This is a genomic window from Halomonas sp. B23F22_3 (assembly GCF_043496965.1).
Taxonomy (GTDB): Bacteria; Pseudomonadota; Gammaproteobacteria; order Pseudomonadales; family Halomonadaceae; genus Halomonas.
This window is the reverse complement of sequence record NZ_JBIEKG010000003.1, coordinates 13326-24433: the sequence shown is the minus strand read 5'-3', so window position 1 is coordinate 24433 and position 11108 is coordinate 13326. Positions and strand designations below refer to the sequence as shown.

Here is an 11108-nt window from a genome sequence, read left to right as displayed (position 1 = left end):
GGCTGCGGGGGCGGTTGTCGTATGGGGTGACCGGCTTTCCCGGCGACAGGTCCCGAAGTGTCGGACCATCGCGGAGGCGCTGTAAACCCTTCCCTGGGCGCTACCGATGCCATCCATGGCATCGGACCTCCGCTTCGACCTGTCCCCGAGGCCGCTGCGTGCTTACCGTTCGATCGCCAGCGCGACGCCTTGCCCGCCGCCGATGCACAGGGTCGCCAGGCCCTTCTTGGCATCCCGGGCGATCATCTCGTGCACCAGGGTCACCAGGATGCGGCAGCCGGAGGCGCCGATCGGGTGGCCGATGGCGATGGCGCCGCCGTTGACGTTGACCTTGTCGGTATCCCAACCGAGCTCCTTGTTGACCGAGAGCGCCTGGGCGGCGAAGGCCTCGTTGGCCTCGACCAGGTCCAGGTCGTCCAGGCTCCAGCCGGCCTTCTCCAGGCAACGACGGGTGGCCGGGGCCGGGCCGATGCCCATGATGGACGGGTCGACGCCGGCGTTGGAGTAGGCGGCAATGCGCGCCAGCGGCTCGAGCCCCAGCGCCTTGGCCTTCTCGGCGGAACAGAGCATGACCACGGCCGCGCCATCGTTGATGGAGGAGGCGTTGCCGGCGGTGATGGTGCCGTCCTTCTTGAAGGCGGGGCGCATGCCGGAGAGCTTCTCGGCGGTCACGTCGCGCGGGCCCTCGTCGGTGTCGAAGACCACCGGGTCGCCCTTGCGCTGGGGAATCTCGACCGGAACGATCTGGCCCTTGAACTTGCCCTCGCGGATGGCCGCGGCGGCCTTCTGCTGGGAGCCGGCGGCGAACTCGTCCATCTGCTCGCGGGTGATGCCGTACTTCTCGGCCAGGTTCTCGGCGGTGATGCCCATGTGGTAGTTGTTGAAGGCATCCCACAGCCCGTCGTGGACCATGCTGTCGATAGCCTTCCAGTCGCCCATGCGCTGGCCGTTGCGCGAATTGGGCAGCACGTGGGGCGAGGCGGACATGTTCTCCTGGCCGCCGGCGATGATCAGCTCGGCATCGCCACAGCGGATCGCCTGGGTCGCCAGGTGCAGGGCCTTGAGGCCGGAGCCGCAGACCTTGTTGATGGTCATGGCGGGCACCGCGTCCGGCAGGCCGGCCTTGATGCTCGCCTGGCGGGCGGGGTTCTGGCCGACGCCGGCGGTCAGCACCTGACCGAGCAGGACCTCGTCGACCTGGTCGCCGGCAACGCCGGTGGAGGCCAGGATGTCCTTGATGACATGGGCACCCAGGTCGCTGGCGGGGATGCCGGCCAGGGAGCCGCCGAAGGTGCCGACGGCGGTACGGCGTGCGGCAACGATCACCACGTCTTGCATGCGGGATACTCCTGAAAATAGGTAGCGGACTGGCGGCCGTGTCTGGTGGACACCCTGCACTCGATGACGTCTCAGACAGAGCCGGGGTTCTCAGCATAGGGGAGTATTGTGCGTCGCGGCAATGCTTCCATGGCCGTAGGGGGGCGTCGCGGCGCGTGCGTCGCCAGGAGGGCGACAGGGTGAGGGTGGCACGGCAGGGAAGGGGCGGCGCGGAGAGCTCGTTGAAGAGCGCCCGTGGAAGCGCGCGCGGAGGAGGCGAGAGGAGAAGGCGCGGGCACCCCGGGGCGGGGTGCCCGCGAGGCGTCAGGCCAGCTGCACGGGAATGGCGTTGCTGGTGTGGCTGACGACGTTGCCTTCCTGGAGATAGACCAGGGCCGGCTGGTGGGCGTCGAGTTCGGCCTCGCTGTAGTGGGCGTAGCTGCAGATGATCACGCGCTGCCCTTCGGTGGCGAGGTGGGCGGCCGCACCGTTCACCGAGATGATCCGCGAGCCTTCCTCGGCGCGGATGGCGTAGGTGGTAAAGCGCTGGCCATTCTCGACGTTGTAGATCTGGATCTGCTCGTTCTCGCGGATGCCGGACATGTCCAGCAGCTCACCGTCGATGGCGCAGGAGCCTTCGTAGTTGAGCACGGCATGGGTGACGCGGGCCATGTGCAGCTTGGCCTTGAGCATGATGGTCTGCATGGGACAAGGGTTCCTCTGGTCGCGATGCCGCGGATTCAGCGCGGCAGGGTCAGGCTCAGGTTATCGATCAGTCGGGTCGGGCCCAGGCGGGCCGCGGCGAGCAGCACGGCCTCGCGGGTCGTCGCCTCGACGGGCCCCAGGTCGGCGGCGCGCAGCTCCAGGTAGTCCGGCGCGAAGCCGGCCGCCTCCAGGCGGGCGAGGCCGTCGGCCAGGGTGTCGTGCGGAGCGGCGCCGTTCTCCAGTGCCGTGCGCAGCGCGCACAGGGTGGCGTAGAGCGTCGGCGCCACGGCGCGCTGCGCCGCGTCCAGGTAGCCGTTGCGCGAGGAGAGCGCCAGGCCGTCCTCGGCCCGCACGATCGGCACGCCAATGATCTCCACCGGCAGGTGCAGGTCGGCCACCAGTCGGCGGATCACCGCCAGCTGCTGGTAGTCCTTCTCGCCGAAGCAGGCCACATCGGGCTGCACCAGCTGGAAGAGCATGGTCACCACGGTGGCCACGCCGTCGAAGTGGCCGGGCCGGTCGCCCCCGCACAGGCCCTCGCTGACCTCGGGCACGCTGACCCGGGTCTGGGCGTCGAGGCCGCGGGGGTAGAGCGTGGTGGTCTCGGGGGCGAACAGCAGGTCGCAGCCGGCCGCCTCGAGCTTCGCCTGGTCCTCGGCGAGGGTGCGCGGATAGGCGTCCAGATCCTCGCCGGGGCCGAACTGCAGCGGATTGACGAAGATGGTCGCCACCACCAGGTCGCCGCGGCGACGGGCTTCCGCGATCAGCGCCAGGTGGCCCTCGTGGAGGTTGCCCATGGTCGGCACCAGGGCAATGCGCTGGCCGCGACGGCGCGCCTCGTCCAGGGCCTCGCGCAGGGGGGCGATCTCATGCAGGGTACGCATCGTCTCGAGCTCCCGGAATGAAGGCTTAGAAGCAGTGCGCTTCGGCGGGGAAGCGACGGGCCTTGACGTCTTCATGGTAGAGACGGAAGGCGCCCTGGATGTCGTCGGCATCCGCCATGAAGTTCTTGACGAAGCGCGGCGCGCGGCCAGGGGTCACGCCCAGCACGTCATGCATCACGAGTATCTGGCCGTCGGTATCGGGGCCGGCGCCGATGCCGATCACCGGCACCTCCAGCGCCTCGCTCACCGCGCGACCCAGGCTCGCCGGCACGCACTCCAGCAGGATCACCGAGGCCCCGGCCTCGACCAGCGTGCGGGCGTCCTCGAGGATCCGCGTCGCCTGCTCGGCCTCGCGGCCCTGCACCTTGTAGCCGCCCAGCTGGTAGACCGACTGGGGCGTCAGGCCGAGGTGGGCGCAGACCGGCACGCCGCGGCACGTCAGCTCGCGAATGCCCTCGGCCATCCAGGCCTCGCCCTCGACCTTGACCAGCTCGGCGCCGGCGCGCATCAGGGCGCCGGCATCCTGGAGCAGTCGCTCGGTGCTGGAGTTGCTCATGAAGGGCAGGTCGACCATCAGCAGGCTCTTGCCCTTGCCGCGTGCCACGCAGCGGGTGTGATAGCAGACCTCGTCGAGGGTCACCGGCAGGGTGCTGGCGTGTCCCTGCAGGACCATGCCCAGCGAATCGCCCACCAGCAGCACCTCGATGCCGGCCTCGCCGGCCGCCCGCGCGAAGGAGGCGTCGTAGGCGGTCAGGCAGCTGAAGGGTTCACCGGCGCGCTTGAGGGCCGACAGCGTGCTCAGGGTGACGGTTTTCATGGCGTGTTCTCATCGTCTGGTCGGGGGAGGCCTCTGGCGGGCCGTCCTCGGTGTAACCCGCGATTGTTACCCGAATCATGCCGGGGTGTCGATAGGTAACAGTATGGGGGCGATCATCCGCCGGTCGGTAACACCGGGGCCAGGTCCTGGGGTTCGAGCTCGGCCGCAAGGCGCGACAGCGGCCGGCCGTCGAGGGCGAGGCCCGGGGCCAGCTCGGCCAGCGGCACCAGCACGAAGGCGCGCCGCGTCATCTCCGGGTGGGGAAGGGTCAGGCGCGGCAGCGCCAGTCGGCGGTCGTCGTAGAGCAGCAGGTCCAGGTCCAGGGTGCGGGGGCCCCAGCGGCGGCCACGCACCCGGCCGTGGCGCTGCTCGAGGGCCTGCAGCTGATCGAGCAGGGCGAGCGGCGAGAGCCGCGTCGCCAGGTGCGCCACGGCGTTCACGTAGTCGGGCTGATCGGCAGGCCCCACCGGGCGGCTGGCATAGAGCCTTGAGGCGGCGATGCGGCGCGTCAGCGGCAGGCGGTTGAGCTCCTCGAGGGCGCGGGCGACGTGCTCGTGCGGGCCATCGAGGTTGCTGCCCAGGCCGATCCAGGCGTGATGCTCCGTGCGACTCATGTCATGCGTCGCTCGCGGGGCCCCGCGGCTTGCGGCGGCGCCGGCGGCGCTTGCGCGGGGCCCCGCTGCCGGCCGGGTCGGCGCCGACCTTGCTCAGCAGGCGGCGCTGCTCGTGTTCGTCGGCCTGCTGGAAGGCGGTCCACCAGTCGCCGAGCCCGGGGTCGAGCTCGCCGGCCGCCTCGCGCAGCAGCAGGAAGTCATAGGCGGCCCGGAAGCGCGGGTGCTCGCGCGTCTGGAAGACGCGCTTGCCGCGGCGCAGCGGCAGCCGCTGCTGAAGATCCCAGATGTCGCGCATCGGCAGGCTGAAGCGCTTGGGAATGGAGATGTGCTGGAGCTGGCGCGACACCACCTGCTGGGAGGCCGCCTGCAGCGCCGGGATCGCCGGCATGCCATCGGCCTCGAGGGTCGCCTGGCGCTGCTGCACGGGCGCCCAGAGCAGGGCGGCGAACAGGAAGGCCGGTGTCACCGGGCGATCCTCGCGAATGCGCCGATCGGTGCTCTCCAGCGCGTGCTCGACCAGGCGCTCGGCCCAGGGCAGCTCCTCCATGGCCTCGTCGGCCTCGGGGAAGAGCATGGCGAACAGCCCGTACTGGCGCAGCAGCTGGAAGGTCACGACCCCGTGGCCGGCCATGAACAGCTTGAGGATCTCGTCGAACAGCCGGGCCGGCGGAATCTGCAGCAGCAGCGGCGCGGCCTCGGCGATGGGCGCCTCGGTGGCCGGGTCCAGGTGGAAGTCGAGCTTGGCGGCGAAGCGCACCGCGCGCAGCATCCTCACCGGATCCTCGCGGTAGCGCGTTGCCGGGTCGCCGATCAGCCGCAGGGTACGGGCCTCGATGTCCTTCACGCCGTCGGCGAAGTCGTGGATCGAGAAGTCGGCGATGTTGTAGTAGAGGGCGTTGACCGTGAAGTCGCGGCGCAGGGCGTCCTCCTCGAGGTTGCCCCAGACGTTGTCACGCAGCAGCAGGCCATCGTCCGACTGCTGGGAGATATGATCGGCGTGGTCGTCGTTGGGCTTGCCGCGGAAGGTGGTGACCTCGATCACTTCGCGGCCAAAGCGGACGTGCACGATGCGAAAGCGTCGGCCGATGATCCGCGAGTTGCGGAACAGCTCGCGGATCTGTTCCGGCGTCGCATCGGTGGCGACGTCGAAATCCTTGGGCATATGGCCGAGCAGCGAGTCACGGATGCACCCCCCGACCAGGAAGGCCTGGAAACCCGCATTGTGCAGGCGGTAGAGCACCTTGAGGGCGGCGTCACTGAAGTGCTGACGCGAGACAGGGTGTTCCTGGCGGGGAATGATGCGAGGACCGGTGCTGCCGGCCGGCGCATCCTGAGGGCCGAACAGCGACTTGAGGTGCTGGCCCGGGCTCTGCAGAAAGCGGGTAAAACCTTTGATCATGCGGCGATATCGACTCGCGGGACGCGGAAAAGCGTTGAGTGTAGCCGACCACTGACACCTTGCAAAGCGCGGTGCGGCGATGAGGGCCTGAGGTCGACGCCAGACACGGGTCGCCAGACAGAGAAAGGGGAGGCCGTGGCCTCCCCTTTAAGCAGGATGCTGCATCCGTGCAGCTGATTCTTCTTCGTGATGGCGCATCGCCCTGAATACGCACCACAGTCACCAAGGAGTGTTCAGGCAAGCGGTGTTGTTATGTTTGTTGATGCTCCTGACGGAGACCGTCTCGTATTCAAAACAATAGTCCAACCACGACGGCATGGAAGTATGCCTCCTCCCGGATTGTTGGCATTGTTGCCGGGAGTGCACCTCGCTGGCCGTTGTCATTGTTGTTGGCCGTACTTGGGTGCGTCGCGTCCTGATGGCTCCGGTGCTTCGAGCAGCTTGTTGTTGTTGTCGAGTCTCGAAGGCCTCGCGCTGTGCCGTTGCTGTTCTTGTTGTCGGCAAGCGCCGAAGTCGTAGGGGCCCGAGTCTCTTGTTGTTGTTGTCGGGGCGGGCCCTGTCACGCCTGGCTGCCTTGTTGTTGTTGTTGGCGCCCGGTGACGTCCGGATTTGTTTTTCTTGGCCTGGTAGTAGCAGGTGGCGTGCCACTGTCTGGAAAATTTATATAAAACATGAGGATGGTGATGAAGCGGCGGGGCCATGTTTCGGCGCGGCGACGGAGTGTTACCCATCTGGCCCTGCGATGGGGCAGTGGCTGTGTGGGAAGGTAACAAATGGTGCAGAACGCGGCTTCGAGAGGCAAAAAACAGCGCCCGAGGCGTCGGCCGCGGGCGCTTGTACTATGGTCGTATGGCCAAAGGGCGTATGGCCTGGCGGCGTCATCCCGTGCTGCGTCGTGGGCTCTTCTTGCGCGGGATACCCAGGCGCTGGCGGCGCTCCCAGAGGCACTTGCGGCTGATACCGAGTTTCTGGGCGAGCTCCGTCTCGCTCATCTGGTCCTGGTGCTCCAGCACGAAGTGCTGGAAATAGTCCTCCAGGGAGAGGTCGTCCTCTTCGCCCGGGGTGGGCTCCGCGGGGGCGGGCGAGGTCGGCACGTCGCTGGCGGGCTCGACGAGCGGCCGGGGCGCGGCGGCCAGCCCCAGGTCGTCGGGATGGATCAGATGACCCTCGGCGAGGATGACGCCGCGCTCCAGGGCGTTCTCCAACTCGCGCACGTTGCCGGGCCAGGGGTAGTCGCGAATGGTGCGGCGGGCCGCCCGTGAGAGCCGCAGGCCCTCGCGCTCGTGGCGTCGACAGGCCTTCTCCAGCAGCACGTCGGCGATCTGCAGGATGTCGTCGTCGCGCTCGCGCAGGGCGGGCAGGTCGATCTGCATCACGTTGAGGCGATAGTAGAGGTCGAGGCGAAACTCGCCGGTCGTCGACAGGCGCTGCAGGTCGCGGTGGGTGGCGGCGATCAGGCGCACGTCCACGTGGCGGGTCTCCACCGAGCCGATCTTGCGGATCTCGCCCTCCTGCAGCACGCGCAGCAGGCGCGCCTGGGCGTCGAGGGGCAGCTCGCCGATCTCGTCGAGGAACAGGGTGCCGCCGTCGGCGGCCTCGACGAGGCCGGTGCGGGCGGCGCTGGCACCCGTGAAGGCGCCCTTCTCGTGGCCGAACAGCTCGGACTCGATCAGCGTCTCGGGGATCGCCGCGCAGTTGACGCAGATCAGCGGCGCGCCGGCACGCCGGCTCTGCTGATGCAGCGCCCGGGCCACCAGCTCCTTGCCGGTGCCGGATTCGCCCTGCACCAGCACCGTGACATCGGCGGGTGCCGCCTTGCGGATGCGGGTGTAGACCACCTGCATGGCGGGGCAGTTGCCGATCATGGGCTGGCGCTTGCCGTCGGGCTCGGTGATGTCGGGCGGCTCGCCCTGCTGGGTGGCCTGCTGGTGCAGGACCCGGGCCACCGTCTCGAGCAGCTCGTCGTGGTCGAAGGGCTTCGCCACGTAGTCCACGGCGCCCTGCTTCAAGGCCTCCACCGCCGAGCGCATGCTCGCGTAACTGGTCATGATCAGCACCGGCACGGGGGCGGCGCGGGCGATCAGGTCGGTGCCGGGCTCGCCGGGCAGGCGCAGGTCGCTGATCACCAGGTCGAAGCCCTGGGGCTCGAGGGCGAGGGCCTCGGCCACCGACCCCGCCTCGCTGACCCGGTGGTCGTGCCGTTCCAGCAGCCGCCTCAAGGCGCTGCGGATGATGGCTTCGTCTTCAACGATCAGGATCCGGCTCATCGGTGGGGTCACCATGCTCTGTGTTGAGGGGCAGCCACAGGTGGATGCGGGTGCCCTGGGCCTGCCCGGGGGGCGGGGAGTCGATGTCGATCTGGCCGCCGTGCTCGGCGATGATGCTGTAGACCAGCGGCAGGCCGAGCCCGGTGCCCTCGCCGGGCGGCTTGGTGGTGGTGAAGGGCTCGAACAGGTGGTCGCGCACGTGCTCGGCGATGCCATGGCCCTGGTCGGTGACGGTGACGTGCAGCCATTCGCCCTGGCGGCCGGCCTCGACGATCACCTCGCCGCCGGGGACGCTGGCATCCCGGGCGTTGCCGAGCAGGTTGACCATCACCTGCAGCAGTCGCTGGGCATCGCCCTCGACCTCGAGGCCCGCGGGGCAGCGATTACGGTAGTGGATATCCTCCCCCGAGCGGGCGAGGTGGATCAAGTGCAGGGCTTCGTCGGTCACCTCGGCCAGCGAGACCGGGGCGAAGGCCTGCCCCGCCACGTGGCGGCCGCCGTGGGCGAAGCCGACCAGCGACTCGACGATGCGCGAGATGCGGTCGGTGAGCTGCTGGATCTGGGTCGCGGTCTCCAGCACCTCGGGGTCGTCGGTATCGTAGCGCAGGTTCTGCGCCAGCGAGGAGATGCCGGTGACCGGATTGCCGATCTCGTGGGCCACCCCGGCCGCCAGCTGGCCGATGGAGGCGAGCCGTGCGGCGTGCACCAGCTCGTCCTCCAGCCACTTCATCTCGCTGTGATCCTCGACCAGCACCACGGTGCCGCCGCGGATGTCCTCGTCGGCGGTGAGCTCGGCCTTGTGCAGGCTCAGGTAGCGCGTCGTGCCGTCGAGGCGTACCGACTGCTTGTAGAGGTGGTCGTGATGTTCGAGGAACATGCGCCCCAGCAGGTCGTTCCAGGGCGGCGGGAGGCTGTCCCGGCGGGAGCCGACCACGCTGGCGCCGTCGATGCCGGTCAGCTCGGCGAGGGCGTCGTTCCACATCAGCAGCTCGTCGTCGACGCCGAAGGCGCACAGGCCCACCGGCAGCCGGGTGAGGATGCGCCGGTGGTAGCGGCGCAGGCCGTCGAGCTCACGGGCCAGGCCGGTCAGCCGAGTGCGGTAGGCCTCCAGGCGGCTCTCGACAAAGTGGATGTCGTCGGTGGGCTCGAGGCCGCCGCGGCGATAGGGCAGGTGACGATCGACGAGGTCCTGGGCCACCGAGGGGCCCATCAGCCCGGAGAGGTTGGCCTGGATGCGATCGCGCAGGCGGCGCAGCGCGTAGGGGCGTCCGTCCAGCGGCGACAGCCCCAGATCGGTCAGCGCCCGGTCGACCTCGCGGCCGGCGACCTCCTCGCCGAGGGCGCGAGCCAGGTGATACTTGAACTCCTCGCCGTTGCCGGCGACCAGCGGCAGGCGCTTGGGGCGGATCACCGCGTCCACCGAGCAGGCCTCCGCCGCGGCGCGTTCCCCGTCGGAGGTGGGCGTGAGCAGCGAGACCAGGATGAAGGTGAGGATGTTGGCCGCCAGCGAGACGATCGTCACCACGTACCAGTCCGGCTGGCCGGCCAGGGCCTCGAGGCCCGGTGGCAGCAGCACCTGGGCCGGCAAGTCGGTGAGCAGCGGCACCCAGCTGCCGGCGAGCCACACCAGCACGCCGGCCGTCAGCCCGCTGACCATGCCCTTGCGGTTGGCGCCCGGCCAGTAGAGCAGCGCCAGCATGCCCGGCAGGCACTGGGCCATGCCGATGAAGGCGACCAGCCCCAGGGTGGTGAGGTCGTGGTTCACCCCCACCAGGCGGTAGAAGAGCCAGCCGGCGAAGATCACCGCGCCGATCAGGGCGCGCCGCAGCCAGCGCAGCCAGTGGTAGAGGTCCGGCTGGTCCACCGGGGGGTGGGCGACCAGCACCAGGTGGTTGAGGATCATCCCCGACAGCGCCAGCGAGATGATGATCATGGTGCCGCTGGTGGCCGCGAGGCCGGCGATGAACACCACGCCCTGCAGCCACAGCGACTCCGAGAGCCCGTACGCCAGGTAGGCGCTGCCGAGCCCTGCGGCATCGACGCCCAGGCGCTGGGCGGCCCACAGGATCAGTGGCACCGGCAGCGCCATCAGCAGCAGGAACAGCGGCAGCGCCCAGGCGGCCTGGAGCAGGGTGCGCCGCGAGAGCGTCTCGGCGAAGGTGATGTGGAACATGTGCGGCATCAGGAAGGCCGCGGCGAAGAACAGCAGCAGCAGGGTCCGCCACTGGGCCGGATCCAGGTGGTTCACGCCCGCCTGGGCCAGTCGGCCCGGGCCGTCGAGCCAGGCCTGCAGGTCACCGGGGCCGTTGAAGACCACGAACAGCGCGAAGCCCCCCAGCGCCAGCATGGCGACCAGCTTGACCAGCGACTCCAGGGCGATGGCCGCCAGCAGGGTGTCGTGGCGGGCGTGGAGCCGGGTATGGCGGGCACCGAAGAGGATCGCGAACAGCGCGATCAGCGCGCAGAACGCAAGCGCCAGCAGGGCCGGCGAGGCGCTGCCGGTCAGCAGCTGGATGGTGTCGCCCAGGGTCTGCACCTGGAGGGCCAGCAGCGGCAGCACGGCGAGCAGGCTGACCAGGGTGATCAGGGTCCCGACCCAGCGCGAGCGAAAGCGGAAGGCGAAGAGGTCGGCCAGCGAGGCGAGCTGGTAGGTGCGGGTCATGCGCTGGATCGGCACCAGCAGCACCGGGGCGAGCAGGAAGGCGCCGGCCACCCCCAGGTAGTAGGCCAGATAGCCGTAGCCGGCGCTGCCGGCCAGTTCCAGGCTGCCGTAGATCGCCCAGGCGCTGGCGTAGGTGCCGAGCGCCAGGGTGTAGACCACCGGGTGGCGCGCGATGCGCGTGGGAATCCAGCCGCGCTCCACCGCCAGGGCGCAGATGAACAGCAGCAGCAGGTAGCCGCTGCCCAGGGCCAGGACGGCGCCGAGACTAGCGTTCATCGAGCTTTCTCTTCTGTTCCAGCCACAGGGTCAGGGCGATCAGCACGCCCCAGACCACGAAGGGGCGATACCAGGCGATGTCGGGGCTCGCCCAGCCGCTCATCAGCAGCGGCGAGAGCAGATACCCGCCGAAGACCAGGAAGAGCATGATGCGATAGACGTACACG

The 11108-nt window shown here is 69.4% G+C and carries 9 protein-coding genes; all 9 read right to left on the bottom strand.

What is annotated here, in order from left to right; genetic code table 11:
* Positions 1-162: 162 nt before the first annotated feature.
* Complete coding sequence (locus ACGTNG_RS06490; protein ID WP_394576204.1) at positions 163-1338, bottom strand: acetyl-CoA C-acetyltransferase; 1176 nt, start codon at positions 1336-1338, stop codon at positions 163-165.
* A 303-nt stretch (positions 1339-1641) separates the two neighbouring features.
* Positions 1642-2022 (bottom strand): aspartate 1-decarboxylase, encoded by a 381-nt coding sequence (panD, locus tag ACGTNG_RS06485; protein WP_349759069.1) that lies wholly within the window; start codon positions 2020-2022, stop codon positions 1642-1644.
* A gap of 35 nt (positions 2023-2057) precedes the next feature.
* Positions 2058-2906, bottom strand: a complete 849-nt coding sequence (panC, locus tag ACGTNG_RS06480; RefSeq protein ID WP_394576203.1) for a pantoate--beta-alanine ligase — start codon at positions 2904-2906, stop codon at positions 2058-2060.
* A 25-nt stretch (positions 2907-2931) separates the two neighbouring features.
* Positions 2932-3723: a 3-methyl-2-oxobutanoate hydroxymethyltransferase gene (panB, locus tag ACGTNG_RS06475; RefSeq protein ID WP_394576202.1), complete on the bottom strand. Its 792-nt coding sequence runs from the start codon at positions 3721-3723 to the stop codon at positions 2932-2934.
* Positions 3724-3836: 113 nt separating this feature from the next.
* Positions 3837-4337: a 2-amino-4-hydroxy-6-hydroxymethyldihydropteridine diphosphokinase gene (folK, locus tag ACGTNG_RS06470; protein WP_394576201.1), complete on the bottom strand. Its 501-nt coding sequence runs from the start codon at positions 4335-4337 to the stop codon at positions 3837-3839.
* Between the two features lies 1 nt (position 4338).
* The gene (gene pcnB, locus ACGTNG_RS06465; protein ID WP_394576200.1) at positions 4339-5736 is read right to left on the bottom strand and encodes a polynucleotide adenylyltransferase PcnB; all 1398 of its coding nucleotides are present in this window, start codon (positions 5734-5736) and stop codon (positions 4339-4341) included.
* A gap of 878 nt (positions 5737-6614) precedes the next feature.
* Entirely contained in the window at positions 6615-8003 is a 1389-nt protein-coding gene (locus ACGTNG_RS06460) for a sigma-54-dependent transcriptional regulator (RefSeq protein WP_394576199.1), read from the bottom strand.
* The gene (locus tag ACGTNG_RS06455; RefSeq protein WP_394576198.1) at positions 7981-10941 is read right to left on the bottom strand and encodes an ATP-binding protein; all 2961 of its coding nucleotides are present in this window, start codon (positions 10939-10941) and stop codon (positions 7981-7983) included. The genes ACGTNG_RS06460 and ACGTNG_RS06455 overlap by 23 nt, the downstream gene beginning before the upstream one ends.
* Positions 10931-11107, bottom strand: coding sequence for a hypothetical protein (locus ACGTNG_RS06450; protein WP_170121140.1), 177 nt, complete (start codon positions 11105-11107; stop codon positions 10931-10933). The genes ACGTNG_RS06455 and ACGTNG_RS06450 overlap by 11 nt, the downstream gene beginning before the upstream one ends.
* Position 11108 lies beyond the last annotated feature (1 nt).

What these genes read in the sequence shown, in the direction of transcription:
- ACGTNG_RS06490 (WP_394576204.1), bottom strand. Translation starts at nt 1,338, where the DNA reads ATGCAAGACGTGGTGATCGTTGCCGCACGCCGTACCGCCGTCGGCACC.
- panD (WP_349759069.1), bottom strand. Translation starts at nt 2,022, where the DNA reads ATGCAGACCATCATGCTCAAGGCCAAGCTGCACATGGCCCGCGTCACC.
- panC (WP_394576203.1), bottom strand. Translation starts at nt 2,906, where the DNA reads ATGCGTACCCTGCATGAGATCGCCCCCCTGCGCGAGGCCCTGGACGAG.
- panB (WP_394576202.1), bottom strand. Translation starts at nt 3,723, where the DNA reads ATGAAAACCGTCACCCTGAGCACGCTGTCGGCCCTCAAGCGCGCCGGT.
- folK (WP_394576201.1), bottom strand. Translation starts at nt 4,337, where the DNA reads ATGAGTCGCACGGAGCATCACGCCTGGATCGGCCTGGGCAGCAACCTC.
- pcnB (WP_394576200.1), bottom strand. Translation starts at nt 5,736, where the DNA reads ATGATCAAAGGTTTTACCCGCTTTCTGCAGAGCCCGGGCCAGCACCTC.
- ACGTNG_RS06460 (WP_394576199.1), bottom strand. Translation starts at nt 8,003, where the DNA reads ATGAGCCGGATCCTGATCGTTGAAGACGAAGCCATCATCCGCAGCGCC.
- ACGTNG_RS06455 (WP_394576198.1), bottom strand. Translation starts at nt 10,941, where the DNA reads ATGAACGCTAGTCTCGGCGCCGTCCTGGCCCTGGGCAGCGGCTACCTG.